The following is a 17,916-nucleotide window of genomic DNA, read 5'->3' as shown; positions in this document are numbered from 1 at the left end:
ACAAGGACTCGCCCATGAAAGCGTTCGGCAAAATCCTGGGTCTGGTACTTCTCGGGCTGTTGCTGATCATTGTGGCGGCGGGCTTCGCCCTGACCCACCTGTTTGATCCCAACGACTACAAAGACGAGATTCGCCAGATAGCCCGCGACAAGGCCCACATCGAGCTGACGCTCAATGGCGATATCGGCTGGAGCCTGTTCCCGTGGCTTGGCCTGGAACTGCATGACGCCAGCATCGCCACCCTGATCAATCCGACCGAGCCGTATGCCGATCTGCAAATGCTTGGCCTGTCCGTGCGCGTGCTGCCATTGCTGCGCCGCGAAGTGCAGATGAGCGACGTGCGTGTCGAAGGCCTGAACCTGCGCCTCAAACGCGACAAGTCCGGCCACGGCAACTGGGAAGACATCGGCAAGCTGCCGCCTCCTGCCGTGCCTGCCGGCAGCCCTGCGCCCGCCAGCCCGCCTGTCGCAGAGGCCTCCGCCCAGCCGGAAAAACCGCCGCAGCCGATCCGCCTCGACATCGACAGCCTGACCGTCAACAACGCCCGGGTTGAATACAACGACGAGCAGACCGGCAAACAGTACAGCGCCGAAAGCATCCAGCTGAGCACCGGTGCGGTACACGACTCGACCAACATTCCGCTGAAAGCCACGGCGTTCCTCAGCACCAATCAGCCGGTGCTGCGCGTGCGTACCGAACTCAATGGCGAGCTGCGCATCGAGCGTGCATTGCAACGCTACAAGTTCGAAGACATGAAGTTGTCCGGCGAACTGACTGGCGACCCGCTGCAGGGCAAGGCCATGACCTTCTCCGCCCAAGGGCAGATCTTGCTGGACAAGGCAGCGAACGTCGCCGAATGGACCGGGATCAAGATATCTGCCAACCAGTTGCGCGCCTTGGGTGAGCTGAAAGCCAACGACCTCGACAAGACTCCGCAGATCACTGGCGGTATTTCCATCGCCCAGTTCGATCTGGCCAAGTTCGTCGACAGCATCGGCCAGACACTGCCAGCGATGGCGCCCGGCAGCCTGAGCAAGGTCGAGCTGGTCAGCCGCGTGGCCGCGACGCCCACCAGCGTGGCCTTCGACAACATCAACCTGAAACTCGACGACAGCAGCTTCAGTGGACGCATTGCCGTTGAGGACTTCGCCAAGCAGTCGCTGCGGGCGATCCTCAAGGCTGACACGTTTGATGTCGACCGCTACCTGCCGCCGAAATCGGAAAAAGCCAAAAACGCCACGCAAGTGCGTCAGGCCGAAGTCGCCAGCACCGAAGCCGATGCCATGGCCGGCGCCGGCAGCACACCGCTGCCGGACAAGCCGAGTAAAAGCGCCTGGAGCACTGAGCGCCTGTTGCCGGTCGAGCGCCTGGCCAAACTCGACGTTGATGCCGATCTGAGCTTCGGCCAACTGACCCTCGATAAACTGCCGATCCAGAACGCCGCGCTCAAAGCCACCGGCCAGGGCGGCCTGCTGACCCTGGAAAACCTGCGCGGCGGGCTGTACAACGGCGACTTCGAAGCCAAGGGCACCCTCGATGTGCGTCCAAGCGCGCCAGTGTTGAATCTACAAACCCGGATCAACCGCGTGCCGGTGGAGAAAATCCTCGAAAGCCAGGGCAAGAACCCGCCAGTCAAAGGTCTGGTCACACTGACCAGCAGTCTCACCGGCAGCGGCAACAGCCAGCAGGCGCTGATCGAAACCCTCAACGGCAACGCCAGTTTCGTGATCAACAACGGCGTGCTGCTCAACGCCAACCTTGAACAGCAACTGTGCAAAGGCATCGCCACGCTTAACCGCAAAACCCTCAGCGGCGAGCCACGGGGCAAGGACACACCGTTCCAGGAACTCAAGGGCAACCTGACCTTGCGCAACGGCGTGGCCAGCAACCCGGACCTGAAAGTGCGCATCCCCGGCATGACCGTCAACGGCGACGGCGACATCGACCTGCGCGTGCTGGGCATGGATTACCGCGTCGGCATCATCGTCGAAGGCGATACCAGCGCCATGCCGGATCCGGCCTGTCAGGTCGGCGAGAAATTCGTCGGCATCGAGTGGCCGCTGCGCTGCCGTGGTCCGCTGGAGCTGGGCGCCAAGGCCTGCCGTGTGGATAACGAACGCCTCGGCCAGGTCGCGACCAAAATGGCCGGAGACAAACTCAGCGAGAAGATCGATGAAAAACTCGGCGACAAGGTCAGCCCGGAATTGAAAAACGCATTGAAGGGGCTGTTCAAGCGATGAGAGCGGAGCAGTTTTCCACCGCGGTGCTGGAATGGTTCGACCGCCACGGCCGCCACGATTTGCCTTGGCAGCAGGACATCAACCCGTATCGGGTGTGGGTGTCGGAGATCATGTTGCAGCAGACCCAGGTCAGCACCGTGCTCAATTACTTCGACCGTTTCATGACCGCGCTGCCAACGGTGCAAGCGCTGGCCGAGGCGCCGGAGGACGAAGTGCTGCACCTGTGGACCGGGCTGGGTTACTACACCCGCGCGCGCAATTTGCAGAAGACCGCGAAGATCGTCGTCAGCCAGTACGGCGGCGAATTTCCGCGGGACGTCGAAAAGCTGACAGATCTGCCGGGCATCGGCCTGTCCACCGCCGGCGCCATCGCCAGCATCAGCATGGGCCTGCGCGCGCCGATCCTCGATGGCAACGTCAAACGCGTTCTGGCGCGTTTTACTGCGCAAGAGGGTTACCCGGGTGAACCGAAGGTTGCCAGACAGCTGTGGGCCAACGCAGAGCGTTTCACGCCACATGATCGAGTCAACGCCTACACCCAGGCGATGATGGATCTCGGCGCCACGCTGTGCACCCGCAGCAAACCCAGCTGCCTGCTGTGTCCGCTGGAAAAGGGCTGCGAGGCGCACATGCTCGGCCTGGAAACGCGCTACCCGATCCCCAAACCGCGCAAAGCGATACCGCAAAAACGTACGCTGATGCCGATGCTCGCCAATGGCGACGGCGCGATTCTGCTTTATCGCCGTCCCTCCAGCGGTCTGTGGGGCGGTTTGTGGAGCCTGCCGGAACTCGACGATCTCGACGACCTGCAACATCTGGCCGATCAGCACTCGCTGTCCATGGGCGAACAGCAGGCGCTGCCAAGCCTCGTTCACACCTTCAGTCATTTCCAGCTGTCCATCGAACCCTGGCTGGTTCAGGTACAGGAGGCCACCCATCACGTGGCCGAGGCCGACTGGCTCTGGTATAACCTCGCCACCCCGCCGCGCCTGGGCCTTGCTGCCCCGGTCAAAACCTTGCTCGAGCGCGCGGCCGCCGTATTGAACGCAGGAGAGTCGTCATGACCCGCACCATCATGTGCCGCAAGTACAAAGAAGAATTGCCCGCGCTGGAACGCGCTCCCTTCCCGGGCGCCAAAGGTCAGGACATTCTTGACCACGTCTCGGCCAAGGCCTGGGCTGACTGGCAGAAACACCAGACCCTGCTGATCAACGAAAAGCGTCTGAACATGATGAACGCCGAAGACCGCAAATACCTTCAGGGCGAAATGGACAAGTACTTCTCCGGCGAGGATTACGCCAAGGCCGAAGGCTACGTTCCGCCTGCTGAATAAACCCGCAAAATCCGGGGGCGAATCGTAAGCGACGGAATTAATTTAAGAAATTTTAAAAAAGTCGTTGACGTAAATCCGAAAAACCCTTTTAATGCGCCCCGTTGCCCAGATAGCTCAGTCGGTAGAGCAGGGGATTGAAAATCCCCGTGTCGGCGGTTCGATTCCGTCTCTGGGCACCAAATACCGAAAACCCTGAATCGCAAGATTCAGGGTTTTTTTATGCCTGCGATTTGATGCTGGCTCATTCCAGCCTTTTTCCTGGGCTGCGCAAATGCGCGACGGGTTTCGAACAAAGGCGATCCGCGCTACTTTGGCCGCACCTTATGGAAGAGGGTCATCCGCTCGATGAACCAGAAAAGAACCCGCGTGCCCCTGCCCCATCCGCCACCCTATCGCCAGAGCCGGATTGCATTCTGGCTGATGATACTGGTCGGCATACTGATCGCCTTCCTCATCGCCGCGTCGACTTATCTGATCGTCCATAGCTTGATCAGCGGTTCCATCACCACCTGGAACCGCTCCGGTCCACGCCATACCTACACCCTCGCGCAGCAACCCCGGATGTTCTGGTTCGAGATCGTGTCGCAGTGCGTCGGCACTCTGTTCCTGATAGCCGTCGGCTGGATCGGATTGTGGATTCACCGAATGGCGCGCGAGCCCGGTGACAAGCAGAAGGCCAAGCGCAGGCGGGGGTAAAGGAAGGCGCGGGATTTTACCCGCGCCTCGACGCTCAATTACACCCAACGTTATCCAGCGTCATTCCAATGGAACACCAGATTGCGCGCAGTACCGCTGCCAACGTCTGTCACGTCACGCCGCGTTTCGCCATTGCGCGTGGCGACTACCGTGTACTTACCGGGTGGCAATTGCACGTAGACCAGCGGACCCGTTTGGCTGAGGGTCAGTACGGTCTGCCCCGGCGACTTTTGAATCACCACATCGACATCAGCGGTGTACTGGTCTTGCGCGCCCACCGCGAACGTCATGTGCAGGTTGTAACCAGTGGATTGTTGAATGGCTTTTGACTCGTCCAGGCCGATCCCGCCGGACAGGTAGTTGATGCCGTTTTGCTGTTGTTGCTGGACTTGCACACCGGCACTGTCGATCAGGTCGAGATTGGCCGCCTGCAACATCGCCGGAAAAGCCAATGCCGCCACCGCCGCGATGGGCAGCAGGAATGAAAGAACGCGTTTCATGATGACGACTCCCGGGCTCTTGTAGAGCCCAACCGTTACTCCTTATTTGATCCGGCCAGGGAAGCACGTGTTTTAGAATGATTGGCACTTGGCCAGGGTGCGAAAGGGACTAATTCGAGACGCACTGCGGCTCGAATTTACAGAGTCGCCAACCCTCAATCCGGAACGCACTGCGTTCCGAGTGATTGCGCAGCCCGGCGTTGAAGCTCATTCTCGATCCGTCTTCGCCAAGGCCAAGTCCATATGAATTCACGCAGTCCCGCGTTTAGGCCCGACACAGCAACCGTGAGCGAACCTTTCAAAGAAGCTGCCGCCGATGGCTTTATGCTCGGCGGCTTCACCTGGCGTCACGCCCTGCCCGATGCGCAACGCCCGGTAGTCATCATCAACGCCGCCACCTCGGTACGCTGCCGACATTACTCGCGCTTCGCCGATTACCTGTTCGCCAACGGCTTCGACGTGATCACCTACGACTACCGACGCATCGGCGAATCGCGTCCGGCAACCCTGAGAGGCCTTGAGGCTTCATGGACCGACTGGGGCGCGCTGGATTTCGAGGCGATGCTCAAGCGCGCGCAACGAGAGCTCCCCGGCCAGCCAATCGATGTGGTTGGCCACAGTTTCGGCGGTTGCGCGGCGGGACTGGGTGAGTCCGGGCAGGTCATTCGTCGGCTGGTGACGGTCGGTGCACAGTTCGCTTACTGGCCTGACTATGCGCCGGAGCAGCGCTGGCGCATGTTCGGCAAATGGCATGTGCTGATGCCGCTTCTGACGCGCCTCTGTGGCTATTTCCCGGGCAAGCGCCTTGGCTGGCTGGAAGACACGCCAGCAGGCGTCGTACGCGACTGGAGCACGCCTGCCGCGCGCTACGAGCAGCGTCCGAGCGGCCGTCGACTGCTGAAAACAACCGGCCGCCTGCCCTTCGCCAATGTCCGCGCAAAGACCTTGGCGATCAGCATCAGCGACGACCCGTACGGTACGATCCCTGCCATCGAACGCCTGCTCGACTACTTCAGCCATGCGCCCAAAACCCACTTGCGTATCGAGCCGCAGGACATCGGCGAACAGCAAGTCGGACATTTCGCCTTTTTTCGTAGCGCATACCAAGCCACACTATGGCCCATCGCTCTGACCTGGCTGCAAATCGGCGAACTGCCACCCGCTGCACCCGGGCGGCCAGTGCCACGCAGCTGAGCCCTCTCAACGCACGATGGAACACACCATGGCCTCCGCCAACAAGCAGCAAAAACGCGCCGCCCGGGCCAAGACCAAGGCCAAGCAGAACCGCACCAAACGCGCCGAGGCGCCGCTCGAACTGGACCCGAACGATGACCGTATCGACTTCGAGTCGGTGGACCTGACCGAGCTGTTCAAGAAAATGATCGACGCCGAGAAGATCAGCCAGCAAGCCATGTGCAGCGCATTCCTCGAAGACCCGCTGCTGGAGCTGGTCTACGAGCAGGAAGGCGAAGAAGGCGCAATGGATTTCATCCTCGCCGCGCTGATCGAGTATCGCCAGTGGTCGCAAGAAACCGACGAAGCCGGTGCCCTGGCGTGGATCGAATCCCCGGCCTTCCAGGCCGACTATGTGGCGGCCTCCGACGCGATCGCCGCACACACCCAACAGAAGAACTGAGTTCCCATGGCATCCCTGAACAAGCAACAGAAACGCGCCAAACGCGCCAAGGCCAAAGCCAAGCACATCCGCATGGTCGGCCGTAAGCCGCTGGACCAGGACGACAACCTCGGGCATCTGGACGAGCCGATCCCGGAATACACCCTGGCGATGTTCAGCAAAATGCGCGACGCCGAAGCCGTCAGTCGCAACGAAATGCTGCTGACCCTGCTGCGCGAACTGGCGTTCATCATCGTTGACCATCCAGAGCTGCTGGACATGGAAAACGCCGAGAACGAAGGCATGGCCGCCACTCACCTGGCCGCCGACATGCTGATCGACTACCGCATGTGGGCCGACGGCATGGACATCGAAACCGCCCAGGCCTGGCTGACCGAGCCACAGTTCATCACCGATTTCGGGATTGCGCTGGATACTTACGGCAAGTCGCTGGAGGACAGCGCCCCCAAAGCCGAGTAACTTTTTGCACCTGACATTCACGCACGATCAAAAAAGGAGGTCAGGTGAAGAAGACAGCTTCATGCAAGGATGGACAATTGCCGAAATCAGAAGACTCAGCTGCGACCATCCAAAGCAAAACCGTTAAAACTCCCAAGGAAACAACTTGGGATGAATGGTTCGACGAAGAGAAAGGCAGCTCAGACTTTATGCTCTTGCGAGAACAAAGCTGATTACGGATATGTGGCGATGTTTCGCCACCTGCAGCACAAGCAAAAACGGCCGCTCGTCATCACTGACAGCGGCCGTTTTGCATTACGCGTTGCGGATCAGTTCAACACCACCGCACCACGCTTTTCCAGCTTGCGGCGGCGTGCCACCAGCAGGCCGGCGGCAACGACCATGAGGCTCAGCAGGCCGGTTGCGAGGATTTCCACGCGGTGGGCTTCCTGGAACAGCATGATGGTCAGGGCCGCGACGATGAAGATGATCACCGCGTAGGTCAGGCCCGGGAACAGCCACATGCTGAAGACGATTTTCTCGCCGCGGGCCATGCGTTGTTTCCGCATGCGCAGTTGCGAGAACGCGATCACCAGGTACACCAGCAATGCGATGGCGCCGGAGCTGGCCAGCAGGAATTCGAACACGGCAGCCGGGGCCACGTAGTTGGCGAAGGTGCAGAGGAACGCCGCGCCGGTCGACAGCATGACAGCCCAGTAAGGCGTACCGCTTTTGTTGACCCGAGTCGACATCGCCGGTGCGTCACCGCGCTTGCCGAGGGAGAACAGCATGCGCGACGAGGTGTACAGCGCCGAGTTCAGGCAGCTGGTGACCGCAACCAGAACCACGATGTCGACAATCATTTTCGCGTTCGGAATGCCCATGCGCTCAAGCACGGTCTGGTAGGAACCGAGGTTGGCCAGCGTAGGATCGTTCCACGGCACCAGGGCCACAACGATGAAGATCGAGACGAGGTAGAACAGGCCGATCCGCCAGATCACCGAGTTGGTGGCCTTGGAAATCTGCTTGCCCGGGTTCTTCGATTCCGCGGCCGCGATGGTCACGATTTCGGTACCCATGAACGAGAACATGGTAGTCAGGATTGCGCCCAGCACCGCGCCCATGCCGTTTGGCAGGAAGCCGCCGGAGTCGAACAAGTGCGAAACGCCGCTGACCTGACTGTTCGGCAGGAAGCCGAAGATCGCCGCGAGGCCGAGGATGATGAAGCCGATGATCGCCAGGACTTTGATCAGGGCAAACCAGAATTCGAACTCACCGTAGTTTTTCACGCTGAACAGGTTGGTCACCGTGAGCAACATGGTGATGACCAAGGCAAAGGCCCAGATCTCCACGCTCGGAAACCAGGCATGCAGGATGGTCGCGGCAGCGTTGGCTTCCAATGGAATCACCAATACCCAGAACCACCAGTACAACCAGCCGATGGTGAAGCCGGCCCAGTGCCCGATGGCACGGTCGGCGTACGTGGAGAACGAGCCGGTGTCGGGCGAAGCGACAGCCATTTCACCGAGCATGCGCATCACCAGCACCACCAGGGTACCGGCGGCGGCGTAGGCCAGCAGCACGGCAGGGCCGGCGGCAGCGATGGCGTGGCCGGAGCCAACGAACAGACCGGCGCCGATCACACCGGCGATCGACAACATGGTCACATGACGCGGTTTGAGCCCCTGTTCGAGGCCATTGGAGCTTGGGGTACTGCTCATCGGAACTACCTTTGCGAGGAAAGCGATTGCGTCCGACCTGCCTGGTTTTCCTTCTCGTAAAAAGAAACCAACAGGGCGTTCCAGATTCTGCACGCAATAAATGCGCCAAAATGTTTCAAACTCTGCTGTCCCGCGGCTTTGAACGCGACCGGACAGTCATCGCAAGTCCTTAAAATTAATGGCAATTCGCCAGAGCGTTACTGTGCGACTCACTTTTCAAACGAACAGACGCACCAGAAACACACTGAAAAAGTGTGGGATGCACAATAAAAGGGCGAATCAGGAACGTTCGGCCGGATAGCGCTTCCAACACCCCGCCAAAGCTGGCAACATCGCGCCTTTTTTTACGCAACACCCACGGGTTTGCACGTTCAAACACCCGTTCGGTTGTTGATGGGGCGACAGTCTGCTGTGCCGATGCGACAACCCGCCACACGCCATCCGCTTACCGCCCGTAGCGCTGTTGGCTGCCATTGAAACGCTATGCTAGCTTGGCCGCCTCGCCAGGAAGGCCCGCCAACAGCAGGAGCGCAACATATATGAGGAACGCACATGGCTGAGGCCACGCCCGCGCTTGAAATCCGCAACTTGCACAAACGCTACGGACAGCTTGAGGTGCTCAAAGGCATCTCGCTGACCGCTCGCGACGGCGATGTGATCTCGATCCTCGGTTCCTCCGGTTCCGGCAAGTCCACGTTCCTGCGTTGCATCAACCTGTTGGAAAACCCGCACCAGGGTCAGATTCTGGTGGCCGGGGAAGAACTCAAGCTCAAGCCCGCCAAGAACGGCGAACTGGTTGCCGCGGATGGCAAGCAGATCAACCGCCTGCGTTCCGAGATTGGTTTTGTATTTCAAAATTTTAATCTGTGGCCGCACATGAGCGTGCTCGACAACATCATCGAAGCCCCGCGCCGCGTGCTCGGCCAGAGCAAGGCCGAGGCGATCGAGGTCGCCGAAGCGCTGCTGGCCAAGGTCGGCATCGCCGACAAGCGCCACGCCTATCCGTCGCAATTGTCCGGTGGTCAGCAACAACGCGCCGCGATTGCCCGCACGCTGGCGATGCAGCCGAAGGTGATTCTGTTTGACGAGCCCACCTCTGCCCTTGACCCGGAAATGGTTCAGGAAGTACTTAGTGTCATCCGCGCACTGGCCGAAGAAGGCCGCACCATGCTGTTGGTGACCCACGAAATGGGCTTTGCCCGTCAGGTTTCCAGCGAAGTGGTGTTCCTCCACCAGGGGCTGGTGGAAGAGCAAGGATCGCCTCAGCAGGTGTTCGAAAACCCGCTTTCGGCGCGCTGCAAACAATTCATGTCCAGCAACCGCTAACGGAGCAACATGCATGCAGAATTTTAAAAAGGTCTTCCTGGCCGCCGCCGTCACCCTCGCATTCAGCGCCGGGGCCATGGCCGAGACCCTGAAGATGGGCATCGAAGCGGCTTACCCGCCGTTCAACAACAAAGACGCCAGCGGCAACGTGGTCGGCTTCGACAAAGACATCGGTGACGCCCTGTGCGCCAAGATGAAAGTCGAGTGCTCGGTGGTCACCTCCGACTGGGACGGCATCATCCCTGCGCTGAACGCCAAGAAGTTCGACTTCCTGGTGTCCTCGCTGTCGATCACCGAAGAGCGCAAGGGCGCGGTGGACTTCACCGACCCGTACTACTCGAACAAGCTGCAGTTCATCGCGCCGAAAGATAAAGAGTTCAAAACCGATAAGGATTCGCTCAAAGGCAAGATCATCGGCACCCAGCGCGCCACCCTCGCGGGCACCTGGCTTGAGGACACTTACGGTAGCGATATTGAAGTCAAACTCTACGACACCCAGGAAAACGCCTACCTGGACCTGACCTCCGGTCGTGTCGACGCCATCCTCGCCGACAAGTACGCCAACTACGACTGGCTGAAAACCGATGCAGGCAAGGCCTACGAGTTCAAAGGCGACCCGGTTGTGGAAAGCGACAAAATCGGCATCGCTGTACGCAAAGGCGATCCGCTGCGTGAGAAGCTGAACGCCGCGCTGAAGGAAATCGTCGCTGACGGTACCTACAAGAAAATCAACGACAAGTATTTCCCGTTCAGCATCTATTGATCTGACCTGCGGGACCGGCGCCATCCACCGACGGCGCCGGCTCCCGGCCTTGCCTGCCGCGATTTGAAAAGAAATCCATGATTATCGACCTCTACGGATTCGGCCCGGCCCTCGCTGCCGGTGCGCTGATGACCGTCAAACTGGCGCTGACGGCCCTGTGCCTGGGACTGGTGCTCGGTCTGCTCGGCGCCTTGGCCAAGACTTCCCCGTACAAGCCGCTGCAGTGGCTTGGCGGCACTTATTCGACGCTGGTGCGTGGCGTCCCGGAATTGCTCTGGGTGCTGTTGATCTATTTCGGTACGGTCAACTTGATGCGCAGCCTCGGTGAGTTTTTCGGCAACCCCGACCTGCAACTCAGCGCCTTCGCCGCCGGCGTAATCGCGCTGGGTCTGTGCTTCGGCGCCTACGCCACGGAAGTGTTTCGCGGCGCAATCCTTGCCATTCCCAAGGGCCACCGTGAAGCCGGTGTGGCGCTGGGCCTGTCGAAATGGCGGATCTTCACCAAGTTGATCATGCCGCAGATGTGGCGCATCGCCCTGCCCGGCCTGGGCAACCTGTTCATGATCCTGATGAAAGACACCGCGCTGGTCTCGGTAATCGGCCTGGAAGAAATCATGCGTCACGCGCAGATCGGCGTGACCGTGTCGAAACAACCGTTCACCTTCTATCTGGTGGCCGCAGTCATGTACCTCGGCCTGACGGTGCTGGCGATGACCGGCATGCACTTCCTGGAAAAACGCGCCGCTCGCGGCTTTGCGAGGAGCGCTTCATGAACTGGGAAGTGATCATCAAGTGGCTGCCGAAACTGGCGCAGGGCGCGACTTTGACCCTCGAACTGGTGGCGATTGCCGTGATTGCCGGCTTGCTGCTGGCGATTCCGCTGGGCATCGCCCGCTCGTCGAAGCTGTGGTACGTGCGCGCCTTGCCCTACGCCTACATCTTCTTTTTCCGTGGCACGCCGTTGCTGGTGCAACTGTTCCTCGTCTATTACGGCCTGGCGCAGTTCGATGCGGTGCGCAGCAGCGCGCTGTGGCCGTACCTGCGCGATCCGTTCTGGTGTACCACCGCGACCATGACCCTGCACACGGCGGCGTACATCGCCGAGATCCTGCGCGGCGCGATCCAGGCGATTCCGCCGGGCGAAATCGAAGCGGCGCGAGCACTGGGCATGTCCAAGCCCAAAGCGATGTTCTACATCATGCTGCCGCGTGCGGCGCGCATCGGCCTGCCGGCCTACAGCAATGAAGTGATCCTGATGCTCAAGGCCAGCGCACTGGCGAGCACCGTGACCCTGCTGGAACTGACCGGCATGGCCCGCACGATCATCGCGCGCACCTACCTGCCGGTGGAAATCTTCTTCGCCGCCGGCGTGTTCTATCTGCTGATGTCCTACGTGCTGGTGCGCGGCTTCAAGCTGCTGGAGCGCTGGCTGCACGTCGATGCCTGCCAAGGGCGTTGAAACTTCCCACGTGCTGACGGGCGAGGCCCTACTCGCCCGCTTCACCGCGCTGGATGATTTTCTTACGGCGCATCAGGCGCTGTGGAAACCTCGTCCGTTCACTCATCTTTCGCTTCCATGGGAAACCGCCTACCCCGAATTGGCTTCGTGGCTACGCGGACGATCGCTGGAAGATGCAGAGCGTGCACATAATCATCCCGCCGATCTCGCCGATGCCCCGGAGCCGTTCGCCTCATTGGCGGCGTTGTCGGCTGAGCTGAGCGCAGTGGGTGAGTTGCCGGGACATGCGCTGGAAACTGCAGGCCATCGATTGAATGTCGACGTACCGGGACGCAAGTGGCAGCAGATCGAAGCGTTCGGCAGCCGTTTGTCTTTCGCCTCGCCGCCAACGCATTGGCTGGACTGGTGTTCCGGCAAGGGGCATCTGGGCCGGCGCCTGTTGAGCGCCGGGCAACAGCTGACCTGTGTTGAATACGATCCGGCGTTGGTCGCCAGCGGTCAGGCCCTGAGTCAGCGTCATCATTTGCACGCCCTGCATGTCGAGCAGGATGTGCTCGCAACAGATGCGGCAACCGTGCTGAGCGCTCACCACACCCCGGTCGCCCTGCACGCCTGCGGTGATTTGCATGTGCGCCTGATGCAACTGGCAAGCGCGGCCGGATGTCAGCAGATGGCCATCGCCCCGTGCTGTTACAACCGGATTAATCGCAGCGAGTATCGGGCATTGTCCTCAGCGGGTTTGCGATCCGCCCTACAGCTCTCGCTCGAAGATCTGGCGCTGCCCATGAGCGAAACCGTCACCGCCGGTGCAAGAGTCCGACGTCAGCGCGACACCTCCATGGCGCGACGTTTGGCCTTTGATCTGCTGCAACGACAAGTACGCGGAGTAGACGAATACCTGCCCACCCCGTCCCTGCCCAATGCCTGGCTGGACAAACCTTTCGCCGATTACTGCCGCGACCTGGCAGCGCTGAAAGAGTTATCCACAATCAGCACGCCAGATTGGCAGGCACTGGAAGCCGCCGGTTGGCAGCGATTGGCCGAAGTTCGCAACCTGGAATTACTGCGTGGACTATACCGACGACCATTGGAGCTTTGGCTGAACCTTGATCGAGCCATTTTCCTCGCCGAACAGGGGTACGTCGTACGACTCGGCACCTTCTGCGACAGCTCGCTGACGCCGCGTAATTTTCTGCTGCTGGCCGAACGCGCCTGAAACTTTCACAGCCTGTGGATAACTCTGTTGATGGTTTTCCCGTGGATCCAATATCCACGGCCATTGCATGACCAAAACAGCATTGGTCATTTTTTGTTCATATTGATAAAAAACCTGTAAAACAGGGCTTTGCGCACAAAATGAGAACGTGTCCACAAATTCCCCTGCAACGCCAAGGTCGCGCCGATCCGTTGTGCATAAGCTTCCAATCAAAAGGACATAAACGGGTGAAATGGGTGCTTGAACGGTGCGGAAATCCTGCCATCGGTCTCTTGCTGGACTGGCGTCGCACAGCTCGATTTTGCAGTTTAAAACCTAATGACACAGCCCATTCCGCGCCTGATCCAGCGCGTGCGTAAAAATAGTCTGAATTCAGGGGTTTACAGAACCCTCCCAATCGCTATAATCGTCGCCCACACGCCGGTATAGCTCAGTTGGTAGAGCAACTGACTTGTAATCAGTAGGTCCCGGGTTCGACTCCTGGTGCCGGCACCATACAAAACAAAGCCCCTGCAGAAATGCAGGGGCTTTGTTGTTTCTGGCGTTTGGACTCCGCAGAGGTTTCCACATTGCTGCGACCAGACCTGCGGCCCCTTATCTCAAACTCCGTCCCCTGTGCTTCAAGCCGTTACAATTTCACATCAGCCCAACATTGACGGGCTCTCGCACCCACCTAGAATGCACCCCAACACACCCGCCAAGCCTAGGTTGACCCAGTCAGCAAGCTCAAATCGTGCGGTTTTTTTTTGCCCGGAGAAAACTACATGAGGCCCTTCGACAAGCCGGCCCTCAGCGTAGAACAGCAATTGGAACTGCTAAAGCAACGAGGCCTACAAGTCGCAAACGACGACCGCGCCATGTGTTTCCTTGAAGTGGTCACGCTGTTTCGCCTGAGCCCCTACATGCGCCCTTTTCAGGAAACGAACCCTGAACACACCTTCAAGCCTGGTAGCACTCTAAAAGCAGTCGTCGACATCTATCGTTTCGACGGTTCGTTGCGCCGCATTACCATGGATGCTATCGAACGTGTGGAAGTCGCCATACGAGCGACTATCAGCAACCACATGTGCCCTAAGTACGGGCCTGAATGGATAGCTGAGGCGTCAATCTTCTCCTCGTCATACTCACATTCTGATTTATTGCGGCCCCTGCGAGATCAACTGAGCAAGGAGCGCAACAAACTTGGACGTGAGATTGACCGTATAAAAAAGAGCAGCCGAGCAGATCAGATCCAGCAGCGGCGAATTGAAAATCGCATGCGCGATAACTATTTTCGATTCTACAGATCAACCTATTCCCATCCCGAGTTGCCACCCGCCTGGGCTGTTCTGGAAGACTGAGCCTTGGAACGGTGTCCAACCTGTTGGCAGAATTGGGGGACGGCAAAATTGGGGGGCAGGCCACGTTTATCAATTAATAGAGAGTCGCAGCCTTAATTCTTTTTTACGATTTTAGTGCCGACGCCATACAAAACGAAGCCTCTGCAGAAATGCAAGGGCTTCGTTGTTTTCTGTAGCAGAAGTCAGCCAAAAGGCTTTAAGTGGTATCAAGCAGGGAGCAGATCCCGCAACGCTTCCGGATGCTGACTTGCAACCCGCAAGAGAGTTTGCGCCGCACCCGTCGGCTGACGGCGACCCTGCTCCCAATCCTGCAATGTGCGCAGACTCACACCGATAAGTTTGGCAAACGCACTTTGTGAAACGCCCACTTTGGCACGTGCTTCCGCTGCCGCAGAGAGCGGCACCTGCGTTACGCGCGCGGCCTTTCCGGCCTTCATCTGACGTACAGATTCCAGCAAGTCCTGCTGGAATTGCTCCAGTTCATCGACCATCGCTGATTTCCTCCTTCAGTTGCTTAAGGAAGGCTACGGGCAAGTTGTCGAGCTTTGCCTTGGGTAGGCAATGAGCAACCAAATCGAGCCTTCAGAAAGCGTGTTGTAATAAATGACGCGTGTACCGCCTCGCTTGCCCATGCCGCTACGAGTCCACCGCACCTTACGCAAACCTCCACTGCCAGGCACGACATCACCAGCCAGAGGATTTGCAGCAAGCCAATTGATGAATTCATGGCGTTCACCATCACCCCATATGGCCTCTGCATAGCGCTTGAACATTTCCGTTTCGATGATTGTATACATGAACCGAACTATACGGCTACGCCGTATAAACAAACCATAAACGCTTATGGGGACAGATCGACGAAATGCATGGCGCGAAGAGTTGTGAAATCTGTTGTAACGAGAAGCCACTGCTAGCCACCGTTGCTCATTCGCCCCTCGCAAAGCTACCGTTCAGCTCGTCGCTGCCAATTCAGCGACCGGGCCTGATAACCCGGGTAAGATACAGGCGCACCAGCGCCCCAATTCACGTTTGCCGGCGCTTTTTTGTGTCTGCATTACCGTGCAATGGCGGCTGTGCGTGGGAGACCTTCGGGTCTGCCGGGTTCCTGTATCTCCGGTTTATCAGCCCGCGCATAGCTGCCACCCATTCGCCTGATAACGAATTGGCAGCTCTCATTTGATACAGGGAGTTCACAAATGAATGCCAATGATCCATCCGTAATCCGCCTAGCAATGGCACCGGTCACCTCACTCCACTTCCTTAACCACGGCAGGTGAAGCGAAATGACCCACTACCTCGATTTGAAAACCCCAGGCCTCACGCACTTTTCCTTCCAGGCCAATCAAGCGCTGTTCCGCACCAATCGTGGTGTGCCAGTAATCGCCGCCCTCTCGCACGCCTCACACTTGCTTCACATCTCCAAGCTACTGACTGCAGATTCCACAGTCTCTCGCGATCCTGACCTTCACGCTTACGCCTCCCAGTATCTGCAGGAGTTAAGCAAGGCGTTGATCGATGATGTCGTGAAAGTGATGGATGCGCCGCCGGACAAGCCGTAGATGTAATCACCCACATGAAGCCCTCGTTGATGCGAGGGCTTTTTGCGATTCAAACCTGACTGATCTCAAACACAAACGAAATCCTGCGTTGACTCGCACTCCACACATAACGCAAATGCTTACCCTGCTTCGGAATCGACACGGCCGGCGGGCGGAACGCAGCGACACATTCGTGGCCCGGCAAACGCACGCTGTTGTAGAGCATTCCCCACGATTCAGACTCGCGCAGTTGTCGGGCAAACGCCTGTGACGGGCCATAGGCTTCCGGATCGGGTTGATGCAAATGTGCAAAACCATCACGGACATCGTGCAGCGGCTTAACCACCCGATTGACGTAAGTGCGCATGGTCAACTCAAGATCCGCCTCGCTGGTGGCCGCGAGGAAACGCTCCTGGTGATAGCAGGTTTCGGCGATGGCCGCGGCCTGGCTGCTGGCGGCGTAGTAGACGCCGAAGGTGCCATCGGTGAAGCGGCTGCTTTTGCCGATGTGGGTGAACGCCGCCATCACCGGGGTTGAGCCGGGGCCGGAGAGCCAGTCTTCGGGGCGCACGCGGGCGAGGATGCCGGCCTGTTCGATCAGGCGATCATTGGTCAGCGCTTCCAGCGCGTAGGCGATTTCCAGGTCTTCGGGGTCGAGCACGTCTTCGAACAGCGCAATCGGCGGGAAGCTGCTGTTGACGATCCGGTAGGCCTTCGGCCATTGCGGCTCAGCCAGCGGCGGGGCCTTCAACCGCGCACCCCGTCGAGGTAGCGGCGTACGTCGGCGATGTCGACCACCCTCCCCGCCAGCATGTAATCCAGCGCCGTTCGACCATTGAATGGCGCAGCGGTGTTGGGGCTGCTGACCCAGGTGTAAGCGCGCTCACGGCTGTTGCTGAAGATGATGCTTAACGCCTTGTGAATGCCCATCAGGTACGAGATACGCTCCAGCGTGTCGTGCGGCAGGCGAATGTTCGGCGGCAGGTGTTTGTACTTGTAGAACGTGGTGTTGCCGACGCCGCCCAGCAGCGTGCGCTGCTGCTCGGCGTTGCAACCCCAGCGCTCCATGAGATTGAAGAAAAACTTCAGCGCGACGCGCCCGGCCTCGGGGACGTCGAGTTGTTCGCGTGGGGTGAGGGCTGGGGATGAGGTAGGCATGATCGTCCTTCTAAGCGGGTCCGCAAGATGAGCGTAGTACACATATGAATTTTTTACATGAAATTATTCGCATACGAATAAACGCCTAAGAATTTCCAAGTTGACACGTTAATGTTCCGTAGCAGAGGATCTGCCTCAAGAGCGCGAAACCGACTGCCATCAGGTGGCGATAGTCGGCGTTAGGAACCCCGTTGATGACCTGAAGATCAGCGCTCGGGTGAGACCTCTACCCTTGTTCAAGGGAGCAAAAAGCCGACAGCAATGTCGGTTTTTTATTGCCTGGTTTATTTGAGCATTTCGCTTGCCTAGTCGAAGTGCTGGCGAATTTTGCCTATGTGCATTCACATGCGGACGCTCTTCAGCGTCCCGTGAATGGCGGCTCTAGAGTCGCAACAAACTGGTGAAGACGAAATTGGAAAGCATCCCTGATGCTAAGGGCACTCGCGCTCAAAGCTGAAAAATATGCGCATATCTCGCCGGGGAAATTACAGGAGCCATAAGCCGTTTCTCCTCGAAAAACCCTCCCGGCGCACCAAAACCACGCACTTTTCT

20 protein-coding genes, 2 tRNA genes and 1 pseudogene are annotated in these 17,916 nt (G+C 58.8%); 17 read left to right on the top strand and 6 right to left on the bottom strand.

Translation table 11 applies throughout. The annotated features are described in order from the left end of the window. The first annotated feature begins 14 nt into the window (after positions 1-14). From GTQ41_RS01715 to GTQ41_RS01695, 5 genes are all read left to right on the top strand, one after another. Complete coding sequence (locus GTQ41_RS01715; RefSeq protein WP_047290848.1) at positions 15-2,240, top strand: AsmA family protein; 2,226 nt, start codon at positions 15-17, stop codon at positions 2,238-2,240. After that, complete coding sequence (gene mutY, locus GTQ41_RS01710) at positions 2,237-3,304, top strand: A/G-specific adenine glycosylase (protein WP_047290847.1); 1,068 nt, start codon at positions 2,237-2,239, stop codon at positions 3,302-3,304. The genes GTQ41_RS01715 and mutY overlap by 4 nt, the downstream gene beginning before the upstream one ends. Next, a complete protein-coding gene (locus GTQ41_RS01705; RefSeq protein ID WP_033043799.1) occupies positions 3,301-3,573 on the top strand; it encodes an oxidative damage protection protein in 273 nt (90 codons plus the stop codon). Before mutY ends, GTQ41_RS01705 begins: the two co-directional genes overlap by 4 nt. Before the next feature lie 103 nt (positions 3,574-3,676). Then, a tRNA-Phe gene (locus GTQ41_RS01700) sits at positions 3,677-3,752 on the top strand. Positions 3,753-3,918: 166 nt separating this feature from the next. Continuing rightward, positions 3,919-4,269 carry a hypothetical protein gene (locus tag GTQ41_RS01695; RefSeq protein ID WP_047290846.1) on the top strand — a complete coding sequence of 117 codons (351 nt, stop codon included), beginning with the start codon at positions 3,919-3,921 and terminating at the stop codon, positions 4,267-4,269. A gap of 50 nt (positions 4,270-4,319) precedes the next feature. On the opposite strand, the gene GTQ41_RS01690 is transcribed toward GTQ41_RS01695, so the two are convergent. Continuing rightward, on the bottom strand, positions 4,320-4,769 hold the full coding sequence (locus tag GTQ41_RS01690; RefSeq protein WP_047290845.1) for a hypothetical protein: 450 nt from the start codon (positions 4,767-4,769) through the stop codon (positions 4,320-4,322). A 243-nt stretch (positions 4,770-5,012) separates the two neighbouring features. Between GTQ41_RS01690 and GTQ41_RS01685 the strand changes: the two genes are divergently transcribed. The 4 genes from GTQ41_RS01685 to GTQ41_RS01670 are packed head-to-tail and all read left to right on the top strand — an operon-like array spanning position 5,013 to position 7,076. Then, positions 5,013-5,963: an alpha/beta fold hydrolase gene (locus tag GTQ41_RS01685; protein ID WP_047290844.1), complete on the top strand. Its 951-nt coding sequence runs from the start codon at positions 5,013-5,015 to the stop codon at positions 5,961-5,963. A 28-nt stretch (positions 5,964-5,991) separates the two neighbouring features. Further along, positions 5,992-6,405, top strand: coding sequence for a hypothetical protein (locus tag GTQ41_RS01680; protein ID WP_041071360.1), 414 nt, complete (start codon positions 5,992-5,994; stop codon positions 6,403-6,405). A 6-nt stretch (positions 6,406-6,411) separates the two neighbouring features. Beyond that, positions 6,412-6,864 (top strand): hypothetical protein, encoded by a 453-nt coding sequence (locus GTQ41_RS01675; protein ID WP_003220723.1) that lies wholly within the window; start codon positions 6,412-6,414, stop codon positions 6,862-6,864. A 44-nt stretch (positions 6,865-6,908) separates the two neighbouring features. Then, positions 6,909-7,076 carry a hypothetical protein gene (locus GTQ41_RS01670; protein ID WP_155416792.1) on the top strand — a complete coding sequence of 56 codons (168 nt, stop codon included), beginning with the start codon at positions 6,909-6,911 and terminating at the stop codon, positions 7,074-7,076. A 96-nt stretch (positions 7,077-7,172) separates the two neighbouring features. Here the strand turns inward: GTQ41_RS01670 and gabP are convergent, their stop codons facing one another. Further along, complete coding sequence (gene gabP / locus GTQ41_RS01665; RefSeq protein WP_047290843.1) at positions 7,173-8,564, bottom strand: GABA permease; 1,392 nt, start codon at positions 8,562-8,564, stop codon at positions 7,173-7,175. A gap of 552 nt (positions 8,565-9,116) precedes the next feature. Here gabP and GTQ41_RS01660 point away from each other — a divergent pair. The 7 genes from GTQ41_RS01660 (at position 9,117) to GTQ41_RS01630 (ending at position 14,668) form a co-directional block, all read left to right on the top strand. Beyond that, entirely contained in the window at positions 9,117-9,890 is a 774-nt protein-coding gene (locus GTQ41_RS01660) for an ABC transporter ATP-binding protein (RefSeq protein ID WP_041071351.1), read from the top strand. Between the two features lie 13 nt (positions 9,891-9,903). Continuing rightward, positions 9,904-10,653, top strand: coding sequence for an ABC transporter substrate-binding protein (locus GTQ41_RS01655; protein ID WP_041071347.1), 750 nt, complete (start codon positions 9,904-9,906; stop codon positions 10,651-10,653). A 77-nt stretch (positions 10,654-10,730) separates the two neighbouring features. Beyond that, positions 10,731-11,426: an ABC transporter permease gene (locus GTQ41_RS01650; protein WP_007961693.1), complete on the top strand. Its 696-nt coding sequence runs from the start codon at positions 10,731-10,733 to the stop codon at positions 11,424-11,426. After that, positions 11,423-12,112 carry an ABC transporter permease gene (locus GTQ41_RS01645; protein ID WP_047290842.1) on the top strand — a complete coding sequence of 230 codons (690 nt, stop codon included), beginning with the start codon at positions 11,423-11,425 and terminating at the stop codon, positions 12,110-12,112. The genes GTQ41_RS01650 and GTQ41_RS01645 overlap by 4 nt, the downstream gene beginning before the upstream one ends. After that, on the top strand, positions 12,093-13,328 hold the full coding sequence (locus GTQ41_RS01640) for a methyltransferase (RefSeq protein WP_047290841.1): 1,236 nt from the start codon (positions 12,093-12,095) through the stop codon (positions 13,326-13,328). Before GTQ41_RS01645 ends, GTQ41_RS01640 begins: the two co-directional genes overlap by 20 nt. A 419-nt stretch (positions 13,329-13,747) precedes the next feature. Continuing rightward, positions 13,748-13,823, top strand: a tRNA-Thr gene (locus tag GTQ41_RS01635). 269 nt (positions 13,824-14,092) lie between these two features. Further along, positions 14,093-14,668 carry an Abi family protein gene (locus GTQ41_RS01630; RefSeq protein WP_047291025.1) on the top strand — a complete coding sequence of 192 codons (576 nt, stop codon included), beginning with the start codon at positions 14,093-14,095 and terminating at the stop codon, positions 14,666-14,668. A gap of 206 nt (positions 14,669-14,874) precedes the next feature. On the opposite strand, the gene GTQ41_RS01625 is transcribed toward GTQ41_RS01630, so the two are convergent. Together GTQ41_RS01625 and GTQ41_RS01620 are read right to left on the bottom strand one after the other, a co-directional pair. After that, positions 14,875-15,159 carry a DNA-binding transcriptional regulator gene (locus tag GTQ41_RS01625; protein ID WP_047290840.1) on the bottom strand — a complete coding sequence of 95 codons (285 nt, stop codon included), beginning with the start codon at positions 15,157-15,159 and terminating at the stop codon, positions 14,875-14,877. After that, positions 15,149-15,465, bottom strand: a pseudogene (locus GTQ41_RS01620) (transcriptional regulator). The gene GTQ41_RS01625 and the pseudogene GTQ41_RS01620 overlap by 11 nt, the downstream one beginning before the upstream one ends. A 486-nt stretch (positions 15,466-15,951) precedes the next feature. Between GTQ41_RS01620 and GTQ41_RS01615 the strand changes: the two are divergent. Then, positions 15,952-16,227 (top strand): DUF3077 domain-containing protein, encoded by a 276-nt coding sequence (locus GTQ41_RS01615; RefSeq protein WP_047290839.1) that lies wholly within the window; start codon positions 15,952-15,954, stop codon positions 16,225-16,227. A gap of 49 nt (positions 16,228-16,276) precedes the next feature. Here GTQ41_RS01615 and GTQ41_RS01610 read toward each other — a convergent pair whose 3' ends face one another. Together GTQ41_RS01610 and GTQ41_RS01605 are read right to left on the bottom strand one after the other, a co-directional pair. Then, on the bottom strand, positions 16,277-16,957 hold the full coding sequence (locus GTQ41_RS01610) for an RES family NAD+ phosphorylase (RefSeq protein WP_047290838.1): 681 nt from the start codon (positions 16,955-16,957) through the stop codon (positions 16,277-16,279). Then, positions 16,954-17,364, bottom strand: coding sequence for an MbcA/ParS/Xre antitoxin family protein (locus GTQ41_RS01605; protein ID WP_007961687.1), 411 nt, complete (start codon positions 17,362-17,364; stop codon positions 16,954-16,956). Before GTQ41_RS01605 ends, GTQ41_RS01610 begins: the two co-directional genes overlap by 4 nt. Between the last annotated feature and the right edge of the window lie 552 nt (positions 17,365-17,916).

Source organism: Pseudomonas sp. AN-B15, from assembly GCF_019056475.1.
In the GTDB taxonomy this organism is placed as follows: Bacteria; Pseudomonadota; Gammaproteobacteria; order Pseudomonadales; family Pseudomonadaceae; genus Aquipseudomonas; species Aquipseudomonas parakoreensis.
The sequence above is the reverse complement of the archived record's forward strand: the minus strand, read 5'-3'. Positions and strand labels throughout refer to the sequence as shown.

What these genes read in the sequence shown, in the direction of transcription:
- GTQ41_RS01715 (WP_047290848.1), top strand. Translation starts at nt 15, where the DNA reads ATGAAAGCGTTCGGCAAAATCCTGGGTCTGGTACTTCTCGGGCTGTTG.
- mutY (WP_047290847.1), top strand. Translation starts at nt 2,237, where the DNA reads ATGAGAGCGGAGCAGTTTTCCACCGCGGTGCTGGAATGGTTCGACCGC.
- GTQ41_RS01705 (WP_033043799.1), top strand. Translation starts at nt 3,301, where the DNA reads ATGACCCGCACCATCATGTGCCGCAAGTACAAAGAAGAATTGCCCGCG.
- GTQ41_RS01695 (WP_047290846.1), top strand. Translation starts at nt 3,919, where the DNA reads ATGAACCAGAAAAGAACCCGCGTGCCCCTGCCCCATCCGCCACCCTAT.
- GTQ41_RS01690 (WP_047290845.1), bottom strand. Translation starts at nt 4,769, where the DNA reads ATGAAACGCGTTCTTTCATTCCTGCTGCCCATCGCGGCGGTGGCGGCA.
- GTQ41_RS01685 (WP_047290844.1), top strand. Translation starts at nt 5,013, where the DNA reads ATGAATTCACGCAGTCCCGCGTTTAGGCCCGACACAGCAACCGTGAGC.
- GTQ41_RS01680 (WP_041071360.1), top strand. Translation starts at nt 5,992, where the DNA reads ATGGCCTCCGCCAACAAGCAGCAAAAACGCGCCGCCCGGGCCAAGACC.
- GTQ41_RS01675 (WP_003220723.1), top strand. Translation starts at nt 6,412, where the DNA reads ATGGCATCCCTGAACAAGCAACAGAAACGCGCCAAACGCGCCAAGGCC.
- gabP (WP_047290843.1), bottom strand. Translation starts at nt 8,564, where the DNA reads ATGAGCAGTACCCCAAGCTCCAATGGCCTCGAACAGGGGCTCAAACCG.
- GTQ41_RS01660 (WP_041071351.1), top strand. Translation starts at nt 9,117, where the DNA reads ATGGCTGAGGCCACGCCCGCGCTTGAAATCCGCAACTTGCACAAACGC.
- GTQ41_RS01655 (WP_041071347.1), top strand. Translation starts at nt 9,904, where the DNA reads ATGCAGAATTTTAAAAAGGTCTTCCTGGCCGCCGCCGTCACCCTCGCA.
- GTQ41_RS01650 (WP_007961693.1), top strand. Translation starts at nt 10,731, where the DNA reads ATGATTATCGACCTCTACGGATTCGGCCCGGCCCTCGCTGCCGGTGCG.
- GTQ41_RS01645 (WP_047290842.1), top strand. Translation starts at nt 11,423, where the DNA reads ATGAACTGGGAAGTGATCATCAAGTGGCTGCCGAAACTGGCGCAGGGC.
- GTQ41_RS01640 (WP_047290841.1), top strand. Translation starts at nt 12,093, where the DNA reads ATGCCTGCCAAGGGCGTTGAAACTTCCCACGTGCTGACGGGCGAGGCC.
- GTQ41_RS01630 (WP_047291025.1), top strand. Translation starts at nt 14,093, where the DNA reads ATGAGGCCCTTCGACAAGCCGGCCCTCAGCGTAGAACAGCAATTGGAA.
- GTQ41_RS01625 (WP_047290840.1), bottom strand. Translation starts at nt 15,159, where the DNA reads ATGGTCGATGAACTGGAGCAATTCCAGCAGGACTTGCTGGAATCTGTA.
- GTQ41_RS01615 (WP_047290839.1), top strand. Translation starts at nt 15,952, where the DNA reads ATGACCCACTACCTCGATTTGAAAACCCCAGGCCTCACGCACTTTTCC.
- GTQ41_RS01605 (WP_007961687.1), bottom strand. Translation starts at nt 17,364, where the DNA reads ATGCCTACCTCATCCCCAGCCCTCACCCCACGCGAACAACTCGACGTC.